General features: G+C 71.6%; 16 protein-coding genes and 1 tRNA gene. 7 read left to right on the forward strand and 10 right to left on the reverse strand.

Going from position 1 to position 17,180, the window contains the following annotated elements:
* Together ACFW2E_RS04660 and ACFW2E_RS04665 are read right to left on the reverse strand one after the other, a co-directional pair.
* Window positions 1–328 (reverse strand): TetR/AcrR family transcriptional regulator (locus tag ACFW2E_RS04660; protein WP_384461324.1); only part of this gene is annotated, 328 nt, incomplete at its 3' end.
* Window positions 325–1,839: a 3-hydroxyacyl-CoA dehydrogenase gene (locus tag ACFW2E_RS04665; RefSeq protein ID WP_384461326.1), complete on the reverse strand. Its 1,515-nt coding sequence runs from the start codon at window positions 1,837–1,839 to the stop codon at window positions 325–327. The genes ACFW2E_RS04665 and ACFW2E_RS04660, both read right to left, overlap by 4 nt.
* Window positions 1,840–1,999: 160 nt before the next feature.
* Here ACFW2E_RS04665 and paaN point away from each other — a divergent pair, with 160 nt between their 5' ends.
* Window positions 2,000–3,691, forward strand: coding sequence for a phenylacetic acid degradation protein PaaN (paaN, locus tag ACFW2E_RS04670; protein WP_384461329.1), 1,692 nt, complete (start codon window positions 2,000–2,002; stop codon window positions 3,689–3,691).
* Window positions 3,692–3,705: 14 nt separating this feature from the next.
* On the opposite strand, the gene ACFW2E_RS04675 is transcribed toward paaN, so the two are convergent.
* From ACFW2E_RS04675 to ACFW2E_RS04685, 3 genes are read right to left on the reverse strand one after another with little or no spacing between them, the layout of a single operon-like run.
* Window positions 3,706–4,473, reverse strand: a complete 768-nt coding sequence (locus ACFW2E_RS04675) for a TrmH family RNA methyltransferase (RefSeq protein WP_384461332.1) — start codon at window positions 4,471–4,473, stop codon at window positions 3,706–3,708.
* Window positions 4,470–5,678, reverse strand: a complete 1,209-nt coding sequence (locus ACFW2E_RS04680; RefSeq protein WP_384461335.1) for an HTTM domain-containing protein — start codon at window positions 5,676–5,678, stop codon at window positions 4,470–4,472. The genes ACFW2E_RS04675 and ACFW2E_RS04680 overlap by 4 nt, the downstream gene beginning before the upstream one ends.
* Window positions 5,675–6,400: a DUF5819 family protein gene (locus tag ACFW2E_RS04685; protein WP_384461337.1), complete on the reverse strand. Its 726-nt coding sequence runs from the start codon at window positions 6,398–6,400 to the stop codon at window positions 5,675–5,677. The genes ACFW2E_RS04680 and ACFW2E_RS04685 overlap by 4 nt, the downstream gene beginning before the upstream one ends.
* 403 nt (window positions 6,401–6,803) lie before the next feature.
* On the opposite strand from ACFW2E_RS04685, the gene ACFW2E_RS04690 reads away from it, so the two are divergent.
* Complete coding sequence (locus ACFW2E_RS04690; RefSeq protein WP_384461340.1) at window positions 6,804–7,937, forward strand: acyl-CoA dehydrogenase family protein; 1,134 nt, start codon at window positions 6,804–6,806, stop codon at window positions 7,935–7,937.
* 41 nt (window positions 7,938–7,978) lie between these two features.
* Here the strand turns inward: ACFW2E_RS04690 and ACFW2E_RS04695 are convergent, their stop codons facing one another.
* The 4 genes from ACFW2E_RS04695 to ACFW2E_RS04710 form a co-directional block, all read right to left on the reverse strand.
* A complete protein-coding gene (locus ACFW2E_RS04695; RefSeq protein WP_384461424.1) occupies window positions 7,979–8,308 on the reverse strand; it encodes a rhodanese-like domain-containing protein in 330 nt (109 codons plus the stop codon).
* A gap of 62 nt (window positions 8,309–8,370) precedes the next feature.
* The gene (locus ACFW2E_RS04700; protein WP_384461343.1) at window positions 8,371–9,183 is read right to left on the reverse strand and encodes a hypothetical protein; all 813 of its coding nucleotides are present in this window, start codon (window positions 9,181–9,183) and stop codon (window positions 8,371–8,373) included.
* A 49-nt stretch (window positions 9,184–9,232) separates the two neighbouring features.
* The gene (locus tag ACFW2E_RS04705) at window positions 9,233–9,703 is read right to left on the reverse strand and encodes a hypothetical protein (protein WP_384461346.1); all 471 of its coding nucleotides are present in this window, start codon (window positions 9,701–9,703) and stop codon (window positions 9,233–9,235) included.
* Window positions 9,704–9,737: 34 nt separating this feature from the next.
* A complete protein-coding gene (locus ACFW2E_RS04710; RefSeq protein ID WP_384461427.1) occupies window positions 9,738–11,168 on the reverse strand; it encodes a DUF2252 domain-containing protein in 1,431 nt (476 codons plus the stop codon).
* A gap of 361 nt (window positions 11,169–11,529) precedes the next feature.
* On the opposite strand from ACFW2E_RS04710, the gene ACFW2E_RS04715 reads away from it, so the two are divergent.
* On the forward strand, window positions 11,530–11,955 hold the full coding sequence (locus ACFW2E_RS04715; protein WP_384461348.1) for a hypothetical protein: 426 nt from the start codon (window positions 11,530–11,532) through the stop codon (window positions 11,953–11,955).
* A 92-nt stretch (window positions 11,956–12,047) separates the two neighbouring features.
* On the opposite strand, the gene ACFW2E_RS04720 is transcribed toward ACFW2E_RS04715, so the two are convergent.
* A tRNA-Leu gene (locus ACFW2E_RS04720) sits at window positions 12,048–12,131 on the reverse strand.
* 362 nt (window positions 12,132–12,493) lie between these two features.
* Between ACFW2E_RS04720 and ACFW2E_RS04725 the strand changes: the two genes are divergently transcribed.
* The 4 genes from ACFW2E_RS04725 (at window position 12,494) to ACFW2E_RS04740 (ending at window position 17,021) form a co-directional block, all read left to right on the forward strand.
* Window positions 12,494–13,330, forward strand: a complete 837-nt coding sequence (locus ACFW2E_RS04725) for an FhaA domain-containing protein (RefSeq protein ID WP_384461351.1) — start codon at window positions 12,494–12,496, stop codon at window positions 13,328–13,330.
* Window positions 13,331–13,340: 10 nt separating this feature from the next.
* Entirely contained in the window at window positions 13,341–13,856 is a 516-nt protein-coding gene (locus ACFW2E_RS04730) for an FHA domain-containing protein (protein ID WP_384461353.1), read from the forward strand.
* Between the two features lie 90 nt (window positions 13,857–13,946).
* Window positions 13,947–15,533, forward strand: a complete 1,587-nt coding sequence (locus ACFW2E_RS04735; protein ID WP_384461430.1) for a Stp1/IreP family PP2C-type Ser/Thr phosphatase — start codon at window positions 13,947–13,949, stop codon at window positions 15,531–15,533.
* A gap of 27 nt (window positions 15,534–15,560) precedes the next feature.
* Window positions 15,561–17,021: an FtsW/RodA/SpoVE family cell cycle protein gene (locus ACFW2E_RS04740; RefSeq protein WP_384461356.1), complete on the forward strand. Its 1,461-nt coding sequence runs from the start codon at window positions 15,561–15,563 to the stop codon at window positions 17,019–17,021.
* Window positions 17,022–17,180 lie beyond the last annotated feature (159 nt).

Genomic DNA, 17,180 nt, shown 5'->3' on the forward strand with positions numbered 1-17,180 from the left:
CCCGCAGCAGCAGCGTCACGTACGGCAGTTCGGCCATCAGCACCTCGACCATGCGCCGCACGACGTACTCCAGCCGCTCGGCGGCGGAGCCCACGCGCGCGTGCTCCTCGTCGAGGATTCCGAACAGCTCGTCCAGGGCCCGGCTCACGGCCCGGCGCAGGAGCTCCTCCTTGCCGGTGACGTGGTGGTAGATCGACGACTTGGAGATGCCCGCGGCCCTGGACAGGTGCTCCATCGAGGTGCCGTCGTAGCCGCGCTCGTTGAAGACCTGGACCGCCACGGAAAGCAGCGTCTCGGGGGTGTAGGTGTCGCGCTTGGCCGTGGTCATGAGGTGCCTTCCCGCTTCTCGGTGGCGTACGCATGCCGGTAGAGCGCGAGGGACGGCGCGTAGCGTCCGGAGGGGTCGCGCAGGTGCATGTCGTCCAGCAGGTCGTAGGCCCAGCCGCGGCCCAGACTGCGGCTCCATTCGAAGGGACCCAGAGGGTAGTTGACGCCCAGGCGCATCGCGGTGTCGATGTCCTCCTCGGTGGCGACGCCCTTGGCGACGGCGTCGTGCGCCAGGTCGACGATCCGGGCGACGGTGCGGGCGACGATCATTCCGGGGGCGTCGCCGATGACGCTGACGTCCTTGCCGAGCGCCTGGAAGAGCCCGATGGCCTCGGCGAGGGTCTGTGGCGCGGTGTCCTGGGAGGCGGACAGGGCGATACGCGTGGCCCTGCGGTAGTCGAGCGCGAGGTCGAAGTACACGACGTCGCGGAACTCGACGGAGGTCTGTCCGTCGGCGAGCACCAGCTGGCCGCCGCCGGGCAGCACCAGCCGGGTGCCGTGGTCCTCTTCCTCCTCGCGGACCTGGATGCCCGCCTCACGGATCAGCGCGAGCAGCTCGGAGGCGGGACCCAGACCGCCCTCGGCGACCACGTAGGCGGGCGGCTGGGTCTTCTCGGCGGTGTGCGGCTCGGGGGGCTCGGCGTCGTCGGCGTAGTCGTACCAGCCGCGGCCGGACTTGCGGCCCAGCCGGCCGGACTCGACCAGGCGCCGCTGGGCCAGCGAGGGCGTGAAGCGGACGTCCTGGAAGAAGGACTGCCACACGGAGTGCGTGACGGACTCGTTGACGTCCTGTCCGATCAGGTCGGTCAGCTCGAAGGCGCCCATCCGGAAGCCGCCGCACTCACGCAGGACCGCGTCGATGGTGACCGGGTCGGCGGCCTGGGCCTCGTAGACCGCGAAGGCCTCGGCGTAGAAGGGCCGGGCGATGCGGTTGACGATGAAACCGGGGGTGTCGGCGCAGGCCACCGGGGTCTTGCCCCAGGCACGGGCGGTCTCGTAGGCGCGCGTGGCCGACGTGACGTCGGTGGCGAACCCGGAGACGACCTCGACCAGCGGCAGCAGCGGGGCCGGATTGAAGAAGTGCAGTCCCACGAAGCGGGAGGCGTTGCGCAGGGCACCGCCGATGGCCGTCACCGACAGGGACGAGGTGTTGGTGGCGAGCAGACAGTCGTCGGTGACGACCTCCTCCAGCGCCCGGAAGAGCTCCTGCTTGACGTCCAGCCGCTCCAGCACCGCCTCGACGACGAGCGCGCAGTCCGCGAGCTCAGCCAGGCCGTCCGCGGGCAGCAGGCGGGCGCGGGCCGCGTCCCGGTCGGCCGGGGCGAGCCGGTCCTTCGCGACCAGCCGGTCGAGGCGGGCTCCGATCGCTTCGGCGGCGTCCTGGGCGCGCCCGGGGACGGTGTCGAACAGCCGCACGGGATGGCCGGCGACCAGCGCGACCTGGGCGATGCCCTGGCCCATGGTGCCGGTGCCGACGACGGCCACGGGGCTGCTGAGGTCGATTGCTGTCATGTGCGCGATCCTCCCCCACGGGGTTTTCCACAGATGCGGCAGGCCCCCTTGTCCCGACCGATCGTTCGGTTACTCTAACTCTGTCCGCCTGTTCCCGCCTCTGTTTCTGCCCAGGTCATGAGCTCGACGAAGAGCTCTTGAGACGAGGAGATGGTCCCGCATGGCCGCCGAACTGACCGCGCACGAGCTGATCGCCAAGCACCGGCCCACGCTCGACCAGGCGCTGGAGGCCATCCGCACGCGCGCGTACTGGTCCCCGCACCCCGAACACCCGAAGGCGTACGGCGAGCACGGCAGCCTGGACGCGGCCGCCGGCAAGGCCGCCTTCGACGCCCTCCTGGGCACCCGTGTCGACCTCGGCCAGCCCGGCACGGACGACTGGGTCGGCGGCGAGGTCTCGCCGTACGGGATCGAGCTCGGCGTGACCTACCCGCACGCGGACGTCGACACGCTGCTGCCCGCGATGAAGGCGGGGCAGCGCGCCTGGCGGGACGCCGGCGCGGAGACCCGGGCCGTCGTCTGCCTGGAGATCCTCAAGCGCATCAGCGACCGGACGCACGAGTTCGCGCACGCGGTCATGCACACCAGTGGCCAGGCGTTCATGATGGCCTTCCAGGCGGGCGGCCCGCACGCGCAGGACCGCGGCCTGGAGGCGGTGGCGTACGCGTACGTGGAGCAGGTCCGCACCCCCGACACCGCGGAGTGGACCAAGCCCCAGGGCAAGCGCGACCCGCTCGCGCTGACCAAGGCGTTCACGCCGGTCCCGCGCGGGATCGCACTGCTCATCGGCTGCAACACCTTCCCGACGTGGAACGGCTACCCGGGCCTGTTCGCCTCCCTCGCCACCGGCAACGCGGTCCTGGTGAAGCCCCACCCGCGCGCGGTACTGCCGCTCGCGCTCACCGTGCAGGTGGCCCGCCAGGTCCTCGCCGAGGCGGGCTTCGACCCCAACCTGGTCGCGCTGGCCGCCGAGCGGCCCGGCGAGGGCATCGCCAAGACGCTCGCGGTCCGCCCCGAGATCCGGATCATCGACTACACGGGCTCGACGGGCTTCGGCGACTGGCTGGAGGCCAATGCCCGCCAGGCGCAGGTCTACACGGAGAAGGCCGGCGTCAACACGGTGATCGTGGAGTCGACCGCGAACTACAAGGGCATGCTGTCCAACCTGGCCTTCTCGCTGTCCCTGTACAGCGGCCAGATGTGCACCACCCCGCAGAACCTGCTGATCCCCCGCGACGGCATCCGCACCGACGAGGGCCCCAGGACCTTCGACGAGTTCGTCACCGACCTCGCGCGCTCGGTCGACGGTCTCCTCGGGGACGACGCGCGCGCGAACGCCCTGCTCGGCGCGATCGTCAACCCGGACGTGAAGGCCCGGCTGGAGGCCGCTGCCGGACTCGGCGAGGTCGCCCTCGCCTCCCGCGAGGTCACCAACCCCGACTTCCCGGGCGCGGTGGTCCGTACGCCGGTCGTCGTGAAGCTGGACGGCGCCAAGCCGGACGACGAGGCCGCCTACATGAACGAGTGCTTCGGCCCCGTCTCCTTCGCCGTCGCGGTCGACTCGGCCGCCGACGCGGTGGACCTGCTGCGCCGGACCGTCCGCGAGAAGGGCGCGATGACCGTCGGCGCGTACACGACCGACGAGGACGTCGAGCGCGCGGTCGAGGAGGTCTGCCTGGAGGAGTCCGCCCAGCTGTCGCTCAACCTCACCGGCGGGGTGTACGTCAACCAGACCGCCGCCTTCTCCGACTTCCATGGCTCGGGCGGCAACCCGGCGGCCAACGCGGCGCTGTGCGACGGCGCGTTCGTGGCGAACCGCTTCCGGGTGGTGGAGGTCCGCCGGGAGGCCTGAGCCGCGCCCGGCAGCTACTGGCGGTACTGGACAGCGAGGGATGCGCCCCCGGTGGCGCTCCAGTGATACAGCGTCATGGCCACACTGGTCGCGAGGTTGTAGCTGGAGACCTGGGGGCGCATCGGCAGCGCCACCAGGTGATCGGTGCGCGCGCGCAGCTCGGCGGAGAGCCCGCTCCGCTCGGAGCCGAAGGCCAGCACGGCGTCGTCCGGCAGCTTCACGCCCCGGATGTCCTCGCCCTCCGGGTCGAGCGCGAACAGCGGCCCGGACGGCAGCTCCGCCACCGTCAGCCGCTCCACGGCGGTCGCGAAGTGCAGCCCCGCCCCGCCGCGCACCACGGTGGGGTGCCAGGGGTCGAGCGTGCCGGTGGTGACCACCCCGGCCGCCCCGAATCCCGCGGCCAGCCGGATCACCGCACCTGCGTTGCCCAGGTTGCGCGGATTGTCGAGGACCACGACGGGCGCGGTGCGCGGCGTACGCGCGAGTGCCCGCAGATTCGCCTCGCGGGACGGCCGTACGGCCAGCGCGGCCACCCCGGTGGGATGCGGGCGCGGGACGAACGAGGCGTACGTCTGCCCGGACACCTCGGTCAGGAGCGTGGCCAGCGCGTCCCGCACGTCCGGGGCCAGCTCGTCGGCGAGGGCGAGCGCCGCCCGCCGGTCCGTGGTCACCGCCACCGGGATCCCGGCCCCGAAGCGCACCGCGTGCTTGAGGGCGTGGAAGCCGTCGAGCAGTACGGCGGAAGCGGCGTGCTCACGCCAGAGGGTCACGGGGTCGGTCATGCCGTGAAGCCTACGCGGGCGGGCTCCCCCTCCTCCGGGGCCCGGGGGGACGGCAGCGCACGGCTCCCGCGCGCCGGCACTCGGGCACGCGCCCGTGCCGCCCAGCCGCCGAGGCGGGTCAGGAACGACGTGGGCAGGAACACCGCGTCGGTGGCGATCATCGCCAGCGAGAAGAAGGGCAGCCCGAGGACGACAGCGATCACGGCGTGCTCGATCATCATCGCGGCCAGCAGCACGTTCTTGGCCCGTCGGTTGAACAGCGTGAACGGGAAGGCGACCTGCACGATCACCGTCCCGTACGTCACCAGCATGACCATCGTGCCGTTGGAGGACATCAGGTCGGCCAGGGAGGGCCAGGGCGAGAAGGAGGCGAGGTGGAGCGGGTAGTAGACCGCGGTGCCGTCCTGCCAGCGCGATCCCTGGATCTTGTACCAGCCGGCCGTGGCGTAGATCAGGCACGCCTCGGCCATGATCACGAACAGGGCACCGTTGTGGAGGACGTTGGCGATCACGTCCAGCAGGATCCGCGGCTCGCCCGATCGCGTGAGGCGGCCGGCCAGCCACCACAGGCCCAGCGCCGCCCACGCCGTCCACATGAGCGCGGGCACCAGCCGGTCGCTGTCGAGGCGGCCCGCCAGCGTCACCGCGCACAGTGCCGTACCGGACACCGCCCAGAGCGCCGGTCCCACCCGGTCCACCACCCGCTCGCCACGCGCGCGTGCCCTCTCCGCGCGCGCCGCCCGGCGCGCGTCCAGGGACCAGACCTGGCCGCAGCGCGTGAACACCAGATAGACGGACATCAGGTGCAGCACGTTGTCGCCGCCGTCACCCATGAAGATGCTGCGGTTCTGCAGTGAGAGCACACCGACCATGAACAGCACGGACATCGCGCGCGTGCGCCAGCCCAGCAACAGCAGGACGCTCGCCGCGACGGCCAGCACGTAGCACGTCTCGAACCAGGCCTGCCCGTCGAACCACAGCAGGGCGGTGAAGGCGCCGTTGTCCGAGGTCAGCTGCTGGGCGAGGTTCGAGCTCCACGGGCCGTCGGGGCCGTACAGCTCCTGGCGGTGGGGGAACTCGCGCAGCAGGAACAGCAGCCAGGTCCCGGCGAAGCCGACACGGATCACGGCGCTCTGGTGCGGGCCGAGGGCGGACCCGGTGACACGGGCGATGCCGCGGGAGACCGACAGGAAGAGACGGTTCACTTCACACCCCTCGCGGCCTCGGCGTCCGTGACCGTCCACCAGGGCAGCAGGCGGTAGACCGGCGTGCCGGAGACCTGCTCGTGGCTCCACTTCGGCGGAGGCACATTGGTGGTCCGGGAGCGGACCTGCACACTCTGCACGGTGCCCTTCCGGCTCGTCGCGTCCTCGCGGTAGAGGCGCATCACCACGATCCGGCGCAGATACTGCTCGGAGAGCGAGCCGCGCAGACCCACCGGGCGGTTCTCGGCGTCGTGCGTGGCGGAGTAGAAGTCGAACGCCCGGCGCAGTTCGTTCTGCTGGGTGTGACTGGGCAGCGGATTGCCGTCGATCGCCTCGCCGTCGCGCGCGGACAGGTCGTTCCAGCCGGTGGTCGTGGTGGTGCCGTCGGCCGTGCGGACCTGCGCCCGCACCTGGACCGCTATGTCCTGCTGCAGCGGGTTCGGCGCGAACAGCTTCCAGTTCTGCTCGAACTCCGGGTAGATCCACTCGTCGATCGCCTTGCCGTGCTGCTTCGTCGCCGTGTTCGCCGGCGCGACGTGCAGAAACACCATCCCGATGTGCACGCAGGCGGTCACCGCGACGACGGCGAGGGCCAGGGCCGCCCCGATCTGGTAGCGGGGCGAGAGCGCGGCGACACCGGTACGGGGAGCCGAGGAGGGGCCGGCGGACTCCGTCACGTCCGGCCCGTGCGGGGCGTCCGAGTCCTCGTCGTACGCGTCCATTGCGCCCCGTTCCCCGATCCCGCTCCGTCCGGCGGCCGCCCCGCCGCAGGGCGTCGCACGGTCCGCGAGCACCGCTCCTCGGCGCTCGCACGGAACGGTACTCAGCCCCACCCGCCGGGCGCAGCCCCGAGGAGGCACCCGTTCACGTGGCCATCACCACTCCCGTCCGTACTCCCGCGCCCACCGCACACACCCGGCTCCCGGGCGTCACCGCACGGACGCGTTCCGTCGCGAGGCCGTGACCTGGCGTGACGCGGATTGCACCCCGGGCCGCCACCGCGATTCGGAGGAGCCCGGCCTCGGCCGGTGGCAGCGGCTCACCGCCCCACCGTTCCCTTCTTCTAGAACCTGTTCTATCTTGACGGTCCGTCAGATCAACGGATCCGCCGGGAGGGACAGCACCGTGGACTTCACCTTCAGCGAGGAGCAGCTGGCGGCGGCCGAGGCGGCCCGGGGCGTGTTCGCCGGGGTGGCACCCGACACGGTGCCGAGCCCGGCGCTCACCACGGGTGCCGTGGCCGACGGCTTCGACCGCGCGCTGTGGGCCAGGCTCGCCGACGCGGACCTGCTGAGCCTGCTGTTCGACGCGGAGTACGGCGGTGCGGGCCTGGACCCCATCGCGCTGTGCCTGGTGCTGCGGGAGTCCGGAAAGGTACTGGGCCGGGTACCGCTCCTCGAGAACAGCGCGGCCGCCGCGGCCGTACAGGCCTTCGGCGGCAAGGAGACGGCGGCCCGGCTGCTGCCGCGGGCCGGGCGCGGTGAACTCGTGCTCACCGTCGCCGCGAACGGCCGCACCGGCCACGACCCGGCCGAACTCGCCGTTACCGCACGGCGGGACGGTGACGGGTGGGTGCTGGACGGCGTGCAGACGGCGGTGCCGTGGGCGTACGACGCCGATCTGACCCTCGTGCCCGCGCACACCGGCGCCGGTGGGAGCGTCCTCGCCCTGGTGCCCCGCGACCACGACGGTGTGGTCCTGTCCGAGCAGGTCTCCACCAGCGGGGAGCGGCTGGGCGAGCTGCGCCTGGAGTCCGTGCGGATCACGGCCGCCGAGGTCGTCGACGCCGACGGGGCGTGGCAGTGGCTGCGGGAGTTGCTCGTCACGGGGACGTGCGCACTGGCCCTCGGGCTGGGCGAGCGGGTGCTCGCGATGACCAGTGAGTACACCGGCAAGCGCGAGCAGTTCGGGCACCCGATCGCGACGTTCCAGGCCGTCGCCGTCCAGGCCGCCGACCGCTACATCGACCTGCGCGCGATGGAGGCCACCCTCTGGCAGGCAGCGTGGCGGATCGCCTCGGGAGCGCCCGGCGCCCTGCCCGCCTCCGGGGACGTCGCCGTGGCGAAGATCTGGGCCTCGGAGGGCGTACGAAGGGTGGTGCAGACCGCCCAGCATCTGCACGGCGGGTTCGGCGCCGACACCGAGTACGCCCTGCACCGGTACCACGCCTGGGCCAAGCACCTGGAACTGGCGCTGGGCCCGGCGGCGGCACACGAGGAGGCTCTGGGGGACCTGCTGGCGGCGCATCCCCTGGGCTGACCGAGCCCGGGGCCCGGAGCTCTCGCGGGGCCGGGCGCGGCCTAGAGGCGGTCGCCGGGCGCGCCCGCGTCCGTCCCCCGGGGCCGCCCGCCCGCCTGCCAGACCTGCATGCCGCCGTCCACGTTCACGGCGTCGATGCCCTGCTGCACCAGATACATGGTGACCTGGGCCGAACGGCCGCCGGACCGGCAGATCACATGGACCCGGCCGTCCTGCGGAGCCGCTTCGGTCAGCTCGCCGTAGCGGGCCACGAACTCACTGATGGGGATGTGCAGTGCCCCCTCGGCGTGGCCCGCCTGCCACTCGTCGTCCTCGCGGACGTCCAGCAGGAAGTCGCCGTCATTGAGATCCGTGACCCCGACCGTGGGCACACGTGCTGCGAAACTCATGCCTCCGACGCTACCCGAAGGAAAGCGGAAGCCGGATCGCGGCGCTACCCCTGGCCCAGCAGCCCCGCCAGCTCCGCCTCCCGCTCCGCCACGTCCGAGCGGAGCTTCTCGGCGATCTCGTCCAGGAGACCGTCGGGGTCCTCGGGGGCCAGGCGGAGCATCGCCGCGATCGCGGTGTCCTCCAGTTCCCGGGCGACCAGGGTGAGGAGCTCCTTGCGCTGGGACAGCCACTCGAGCCGCGCGTAGAGCTCCTCGGCGCGGCTCGGCTGCCGCTCGGCGGGAACCGGCCCGGCGGCCCACTCCTCGGCGAGCTCGCGCAGCAGCGCCTCGTCACCCCGGGCGTAGGCGGCGTTGACGCGGGTGATGAACTCCTCGCGCCGCTCCCGCTCGGCCTCCTCCTGCGCCAGGTCGGGGTGGGCCTTGCGGGCCAGGTCTCGGTAGAGCTTGCGGGCCTCCTCGCCCGGGCGCACCCGCTGCGGAGGCCGTACCGCCTGGTCCGTGAGCATCGCCGCGGCCTCCGGGTACAGGCCGTGGCCGTCCATCCAGCCGTGCATCAGCTCCTCGACCCCGGGGATCGGCAGCACCCGGGCCCGCGCCTCCTCCGCGATCCGGATGTCCTCCGGGTCGCCGGTGCGGGCGGCCCTGGCCTCGGCGATCCGTGCGTCCAGCTCCTCCAGCCGGGCATACATGGGGCCGAGTTTCTGGTCGTGCAGCCGGGAGAAGTTCTCGACCTCGACGCGGAAGGTCTCCAGCGCGATCTCGTACTCGATCAGGGCCTGCTCGGCGGCCCACACGGCCTGCTCGAGCCGCTCCTCGGGCCTCGGCGGCGGGGACTGCTCAGCTTCCGGGGTCGTCACGCGAACAGCGTAGGCCACGGCCGAAACCCGTCGCCCGCGGTGGCCCGGATCAGGACGGCTCCCGGGCCTCGGGACAGTCCGCGGCCACCCATCGGGCCACCAGATCCCGGCAGGCGACCACGAGCGTGCCGGGCCGGCAGGACAGTTCGTGGGTGCAGCCGCCGGGGCGGGGGAGGATCTCGTCGAGGATCACGTCGCCGAGAGACGCCAGGTCGCACAAGCCCAGTACGTCCGTCTGGAAGCGCGAGACGCCCCGGTAGCGGATGACCAGGTCCTCGTCGTGCTTCCAGCAGTTGTGCCGGAAGCGGATCTCGATGTCGTCGGCGCCCGTACGCCGCATCCGCTGCGGCCGCAGATCCTTCACACAGCGTCTGCCGCCGAAGTCGTAGTGGCCGGCATCGGTGGCGAACGCGCGTGCTCCGGGCGGCAGGCTCTCCGCGAGGTCCGGGAGCCGTGCCAGGTAGGGCCGGGGGTCGATGAAGACCCCCTCCTCGCCCTCGTTCAGCTCGACGTACCTCACCGCGCCGCCCCCGGCCGTTCGGCTCCGGTACCCGTCACACGCCCATCTCCGCCGCGATCCGTCCCGAGCTCACCGCCGCCACCAGGTCCGCGTGGTCCGCCTCCGTGCGGTCGGCATAGCGGACCGAGAACTCGGCTATCGCCTCGTCCAGTTCCTCGTTCTTGCCGCAGTAGCCGGCGATCAGACGGGGGTCGGCGCTGTGGGAGTGGGCGCGGGCCAGCAGGGCGCCGGTCATGCGGCCGTAGTCGTCGACCTGGTCGGCGGCGAGGGCGGCCGGGTCGACGCTGCCCTTGCGGTTGCGGAACTGACGGACCTGGAAGGGGCGGCCGTCGACCGTCGTCCAGCCCAGCAGGATGTCGCTGACCACCTGCATGCGCTTCTGGCCCAGCACCACGCGCCGGCCCTCGTGCTCCACGGGCGCCGCGTCGAATCCGGCCGTCGCCAGATGCGGGACCAGCGCGGACGGGCGGGCCTCCTTGACCTGCAGGACCAGCGGCTCACCGCGGTGGTCCAGGAGCAGGACGACATACGACCGCGTGCCCACACTGCCTGTGCCGACCACCCGGAACGCCACGTCGTGCACCGCGTGCCGGGCCAGCAGCGGAAAACGGTCCTCCGAGAGCGTCGCCACGTACGACTCCAGGGACGCCGCCACCGCCGCGGCCTCCGCGTCCTCGACACGCCGCAGCACCGGCGGGGCGTCCACGAACCGGCGCCCGCCGTCCTCGGCGGCCTCGGTCGACTTCGCCGCGAACTTCCCGCTGGTGTTGGCCCGCGCCTTCTCCGAGACCCGCTCCAACGTGCCGAGCAGGTCGTGGGCGTCGGTGTGCGAGACGAGCTCCTCGTCCGCGATGGCATTCCAGGCGTCCAGGACCGGCAGCTTGGCCAGCAGGCGCATGGTGCGCCGGTAGGCGCCCACCGCGTCGTACGCCGCCTTGCGGCAGGTGTCCTCGTCGGCGCCCGCCTCCCGGCCCGCCAGCACCAGCGAGGCGGCGAGCCGCTTGAGGTCCCACTCCCAGGGGCCGTGCACGGTCTCGTCGAAGTCGTTCAGGTCGATGACCAGACCGCCTCGGGCGTCGCCGTACAGGCCGAAGTTGGCCGCGTGCGCGTCACCGCAGATCTGCGTGCCGATCCTGGTCGTGGGGGTGCGCGCCAGGTCGTAGGCCATGAGGCCGGCCGAGCCGCGCAGGAAGGCGAAGGGGGTCGCGGCCATCCTGCCCACCCGTATCGGCGTGAGCCCGGCGATGCGGCCGTGGTTGGACTCCTCGACCGCGTTCACCGCGTCGGGGCGGGAGCCGTCCAGGTCGAGGGTGCTGTGCGTGCCGCGCGGGACGCGTGTACGCAGCGCCTTGCCCTCCTCCTTCGGAGACCCCTGCCGCGGCCACTGGGCGAAGCCGCCCACCCGGGGCAGCCTGCGCTCCCCGCCCGCCGCCGTCTCCGCCACTTCCGCTCCGGCCTCGGTCACCGCGACCGCCTCCCCCGCGTCCACACGCACGCTCGAACATCAACTCGTGCAGACCGTACAGCCGGTGGCCGAAACCCGTCAGACCCTGTGGACAACTCCACTGCTGTGGAAAACCCGGGCCCAGCCCCAGCACGGGACTTCGAGCACACCCTCAGAGCGGACCCTGCGGATCGCAGCGGTGATGACCACCGGATCCGGGGACAACGGCGTCTACGTCACCCCGAGCAACGCATCGCCGCCCCGTCGACCGGGTCGACGTCGCACTCGCCGCCGACGCCGGACACCGACACCGACACCGACACCGACACCGACAGGGTGGCCGCCGGGCCTGCGCGCAGCGGCGCGCGGCCCGGGCGGGCAGATGCTGACGCCGCAGGAGTGGTTGCGCGAGCACCGGCCGGGCACCGACCGCACGACCTGGCCGGGCCTGCTGCTGATCCCGGGCAGCGCCCTCCTCCGCAGCGGCGTCTCCGTGGCCAACACCATGGTCATGGCGGCCCCGGACCAGCTCCGCGACCCGACCGCGCTGCGGCCGGCGGGGGCGACCTGCGGGCAGGCGCTGCGGCTGGTGGCCGCCGAGGCGCCGACCGTGATCGCGTCCGGTGCACTGCTGGGTCTGCTGGGTCTGCTGGTCGCGGGGCTCGACCTGCTGCGCCTGCAGTCGGCGCCGTCCGTCCCGCGCGTCCCCGGACATCGCCCGGGGCACCGTTCGGGGGCCTGCGCCCTGCTCGCCGTAACGGCCTCCGTGGGCGCCACCGCACTCGCCCTGCGCCACCCGCGAGCCTGAGAGACTCATCACACCGTCAGAACGGGGTGGATGAAGGGCGTGACGGACACGGCAAAGGGCCCATCGTGATCACGATGGGCCCTTTGCCTCTGTGCGCGAGGGGGGAGTTGAACCCCCACGCCCTTGCGGGCACTGGAACCTGAATCCAGCGCGTCTGCCTATTCCGCCACCCGCGCATTGGGTGTGTCTTCCGGCCTCTTCCCTTTCGGGGCGGCCCCTTCCGACATCGAGAACATTAGCACGTCGGGCAGGGTGGGTTCACATCCCTTATCGGCCCCCAACCGAGCCGCAGAGCCGTGTACCGAGGAGTCCCTGTTCACGTATCAACCTCGTACCGGTCCCGCTCATCTCCCCAGGAGGCGGACCGGGTCCACAGTCAGGTGCGGGACACTGGTGATGGCCCGCCTCTACGATCCTTGGACAGAGGGAGTTCGAAGGGGAGCCGCTGGGGGAACCGGCTGATTGCCGGGCGCGTGGATACGATCAGTAAGCAGTACCAGGCAAGGCAGTACGGCAGCAGCGACGGAGGAGGTGCCCCGTGGGAGTCCTGAAGAAGTTCGAGCAGCGTCTCGAAGGTCTGGTCAACGGCACCTTCGCCAAGGTGTTCAAGTCCGAGGTCCAGCCCGTCGAGATCGCCGGCGCGCTCCAGCGCGAGTGCGACAACAACGCGACCATCTGGAACCGCGACCGGACCGTCGTGCCCAACGACTTCATCGTGGAGCTGAGCGCGCCCGACCACGAGCGCCTCAGCCCCTACTCCGGCCAGCTCGGCGACGAGCTCGCCGGAATGGTGCGCGACTACGCGAAGCAGCAGCGCTACACCTTCATGGGGCCGATCAAGGTCAACCTGGAGAAGGCGGACGACCTGGACACCGGTCTGTACCGGGTGCGCAGCCGGACGCTCGCCTCGTCCAGCAGCCAGCAGGCCCCGCCGGCCGGACGACCCGGCCAGGGCGCCCCGGGCGGCTACGGGTACCCGCCGGCCGCCCCGCCCGCCGGAGCACCGCCCATGCCGTCCGCGCCGCCGCCCGGCGGCCGCCCCGGCGGCTACGGTTACCCCCCGGCCGCCGGACAGCGTCCGGCGAGCGGCGGGCGCACCCGCTACTGGATCGAGATCAACGGCAGCCGCCACCAGATCTCCCGCCCGACGCTGGTGCTGGGCCGCAGCACCGAAGCCGACGTGCGGATCGACGACCCCGGCGTCTCCCGCCGGCACTGCGAGATCCGGACCGGAACGCCCTCGACGATCCAGGATCTCGGCTCCACCAACGGCATCGTGGTGGACGGGCAGCACACCACCCGCGCTACGCTCCGCGACGGCTCGCGGATCGTCGTGGGCAGCACCACCATCATTTACCGGCAAGCCGAAGGGTGAAGCGGGGGCAATGTCAGAGCTGACCCTCACGGTCATGCGGCTGGGTTTCCTGGCCGTACTGTGGCTGTTCGTGATCGTGGCCGTGCAGGTCATCCGCAGCGACCTGTTCGGTACGCGCGTCACCCAGCGCGGAGCGCGCAGGGAGGCGGCACGACCGCAGCAGGCCGCACGGCAGCAGTCCGCGCCCCCTCAGCAGCGCGGCCAGCAGTCCGGTGGCCGCCAGCGCCGCAACGCCCCCACCAAACTGGTCGTGAGCGAAGGCACCCTCACCGGAACGACCGTCGCGCTCCAGGGGCAGACGATCACCCTGGGCCGCGCCCACGACTCCACGATCGTGCTGGACGACGACTACGCCTCCAGCCGCCATGCCAGGATCTACCCGGACCGCGACGGCCAGTGGATCGTCGAGGACCTCGGCTCCACCAATGGCACATACCTGGACCGGTCCCGGCTGACGACCCCCACACCGATCCCGCTGGGCGCACCGATCCGCATCGGCAAGACCGTCATCGAGCTGCGGAAGTAGTACGACAATGAGCGAGCGGAGCGAGCACGCAGCGGCGGACCGCATCACGGTCCTCGGCGCGCTCCCGACCGGAGGGTGGGCACCGTGCGGATGTACCCGGAGCCGACGGGCGAGGTGCGCATGAGTCTGTCACTGCGCTTCGCCGCCGGATCGCACAAAGGCATGATCCGGGAGGGCAACGAGGACTCCGGCTACGCCGGTCCGCGCCTGCTCGCCATCGCCGACGGCATGGGCGGACAGGCCGCGGGCGAGGTCGCCTCCTCCGAGGTGATCTCCACGCTGGTCACGCTCGACGACGACGTACCCGGCTCCGACATCCTCACCTCCCTCGGCCACGCCGTGCAGCGCGCCAACGACCAGCTGCGCGCCATGGTCGAGGAGGACCCGCAGCTGGAGGGCATGGGCACCACGCTCACCGCCCTGTTGTGGACCGGCCAGCGCCTCGGCCTGGTGCACGTCGGGGACTCCCGCGCCTACCTCCTGCGCGACGGCGTCCTCACACAGATCACGCAGGACCACACCTGGGTGCAGCGCCTGGTCGACGAGGGCCGGATCACCGAGGAGGAGGCGACCACGCACCCGCAGCGGTCCCTCCTCATGCGGGCACTGGGCAGCGGCGACCACGTCGAACCCGACCTGTCCATCCGCGAGGTCCGTGCCGGCGACCGCTACCTGATCTGCTCCGACGGCCTCTCCGGCGTCGTCTCCCACCAGACGATGGAGGAGACCCTCGCCAGCTACCAGGGCCCGCAGGAGACCGTGCAGGAGCTGATCCAGCTCGCGCTGCGCGGCGGCGGCCCCGACAACATCACCGTCATCGTCGCCGACGTCCTGGACCTGGACACCGGGGACACCCTCGCCGGCCAGCTCTCCGACACCCCCGTGGTGGTCGGCGCGGTCGCCGAGAACCAGCTCCACCTGCACGACAACGGCATCATGCAGACCCCGGCCGGACGCGCCTCGCACCTCGGGCGCCAGGGACACGGCCAGGGCGGCGGCGAGTTCGGCCCGCCCGGATCCGGCGACACCACCGGCTACATCCCCGCGGGCAGCTTCGGCGACTACACCGACGACGACTTCGTCAAGCCGCGCAAGGGCCGCAGGTGGCTGAAGAGATCTCTCTACGGCGGTCTCGCCCTCGCGGTCATCGGCGGCGGCCTCTACGGCGGCTACCGCTGGACCCAGACGCAGTACTACGTCGGCGCCAACGGCAAGCACGTCGCGCTGTACCGCGGCATCAACCAGGACCTCGCCTGGGTGTCGCTGTCGAAGGTCGAGAAGGACCACCCCGAGATCGAACTCAAGTACCTGCCGCCCTACCAGCAGAAGCAGGTCAAGAACACGATCCCGCAGGGCGACCTCACCCGGGCCCAGTCGAAGGTCCAGGAGCTGTCCGTGCAGGCCTCGGCCTGCAAGAAGGAGGCACAGCGCACGGCGGCCGAGAGCGAGAAGAACGCCAGGACGGGCCAGGGCGAGGCCGGAGGCACCACGGGAACCACCCGTACCTCCCTCACGTCCAAGGCTTCACCGACACCCAACCCGTCGGCCTCGTCACCCTCCTCGACGTCCCCCTCGAAGTCTCCGTCCTCTACCCCGTCCGCGACCGCGACTCCCAGCCCCGGGCCCACTCTCTCGGAGGATGAGCAGAAGGTCGTCTCGCTGTGCGGTAAGCAGTAGGCAAGCCGTGAGAGGCCCTGTCACACGATGAGCAGTACTAGCAACACGTCGACGCACCACACGTCCACGATCGGCGCCATCGGCGCACCGAGCCGACGCAACACCGAGCTCGCGCTGCTGGTGTTCGCCGTGACCATCCCGGTGTTCGCCTACGCCAACGTGGGCCTGGCCATCAACAACCAGGTGCCCGCGGGCCTGCTGAGCTACGGTCTCGGTCTCGGTCTGCTGGCCGGTGTCGCCCATCTCGGCGTGCGCAAGTTCGCCCCGTACGCCGACCCGCTGCTGCTGCCGCTGGCCACCCTGCTGAACGGGCTCGGGCTGGTGGTCATCTGGCGGCTGGACCAGTCGAAGCTGCTGCAGTCGCTGCCCAACTTCGTCACGGCCGCGCCCCGCCAGCTGCTGTACACCGCGCTGGGCATCGCCATGTTCGTCGCCGTGCTGGCCTTCCTGAAGGACCACCGCGTCCTGCAGCGCTACACCTACATCTCCATGTTCGGCGCCCTGGTCCTGCTCATCCTCCCGCTGGTGCCTGGCCTCGGGGCCAACATCTACGGCGCCAAGATCTGGATCAGGGTCCCCGGGCTGGGCTCGCTGCAGCCCGGCGAGTTCGCGAAGATCGTCCTCGCCATCTTCTTCGCCGGCTACCTGATGGTGAAGCGGGACGCGCTGGCCCTCGCCAGCCGCCGCTTCATGGGTCTCTACCTGCCTCGCGGCCGCGACCTCGGCCCCATCCTGGTCGTCTGGGCGATCTCGATCCTCATCCTCGTCTTCGAGACCGACCTCGGTACCTCGCTGCTGTTCTTCGGCATGTTCGTGATCATGCTGTACGTGGCCACCGAGCGAACCAGCTGGATCGTTTTCGGTCTGCTGATGTCCGCGGTCGGCGCCGTCGGCGTGGCGAGCTTCGAGACGCACGTCCAGCAGCGTGTCCAGGCCTGGCTCGACCCGATGAAGGAGTACACGCTCAGCCAGCAGGGCGTGGGCGGGCACACCGAGCAGTCCATGCAGGCCCTGTGGGCCTTCGGCTCCGGCGGCACCCTCGGCACCGGCTGGGGTCAGGGCCACTCGGACCTGATCAAGTTCGCCGCGAACTCCGACTTCGTCCTCGCGACCTTCGGCGAGGAACTGGGTCTCGCGGGCATCATGGCGATCCTGCTGATCTACGGCCTGATCGTGGAACGCGGTGTGCGCACCGCCCTCGCCGCCCGCGACCCGTTCGGCAAGCTGCTCGCCGTCGGCCTGTCCGGCGCCTTCGCCCTGCAGGTGTTCGTCGTGGCCGGCGGTGTGATGGGCCTCATCCCGCTGACCGGTATGACGATGCCGTTCCTCGCGTACGGCGGTTCCTCCGTGCTGGCCAACTGGGCCCTGATCGGCATCCTCATCCGCATCAGCGACACCGCCCGCCGTCCGGCGCCCACCCCCGCCAGCAACCCCGACGCCGAGATGACCCAGGTGGTGCGGCCCGGAAGCACCGGCCCTCTCGGGTGATGGTGACCACCCGGGGTGTCCACGGCAACACCACCTGGTTCCACGTGAAGAACCTCTGACGGACGGGGGGCGGGCCCGGGCCGCGCCCGGCCGCGGAGCCGTCCCCGCTTGGTGGTTCCCACCCCCCCCCCCGGTCGGGTTTTTTTATATTGTTGTTTT

It is taken from the genome of Streptomyces sp. NPDC058964 (assembly GCF_042741275.1).
Taxonomy (GTDB): Bacteria; Actinomycetota; Actinomycetes; order Streptomycetales; family Streptomycetaceae; genus Streptomyces.

Excerpts from the sequence above, each read along its gene's own strand:
- ACFW2E_RS04685 (WP_384461337.1), bottom strand. The coding sequence starts at position 6,400 with ATGGACGCGTACGACGAGGACTCGGACGCCCCGCACGGGCCGGACGTG.
- ACFW2E_RS04740 (WP_384461356.1), top strand. The coding sequence starts at position 15,561 with ATGAGCAGTACTAGCAACACGTCGACGCACCACACGTCCACGATCGGC.
- paaN (WP_384461329.1), top strand. The coding sequence starts at position 2,000 with ATGGCCGCCGAACTGACCGCGCACGAGCTGATCGCCAAGCACCGGCCC.
- ACFW2E_RS04715 (WP_384461348.1), top strand. The coding sequence starts at position 11,530 with ATGCTGACGCCGCAGGAGTGGTTGCGCGAGCACCGGCCGGGCACCGAC.
- ACFW2E_RS04675 (WP_384461332.1), bottom strand. The coding sequence starts at position 4,473 with ATGACCGACCCCGTGACCCTCTGGCGTGAGCACGCCGCTTCCGCCGTA.
- ACFW2E_RS04735 (WP_384461430.1), top strand. The coding sequence starts at position 13,947 with ATGTACCCGGAGCCGACGGGCGAGGTGCGCATGAGTCTGTCACTGCGC.
- ACFW2E_RS04730 (WP_384461353.1), top strand. The coding sequence starts at position 13,341 with ATGTCAGAGCTGACCCTCACGGTCATGCGGCTGGGTTTCCTGGCCGTA.
- ACFW2E_RS04665 (WP_384461326.1), bottom strand. The coding sequence starts at position 1,839 with ATGACAGCAATCGACCTCAGCAGCCCCGTGGCCGTCGTCGGCACCGGC.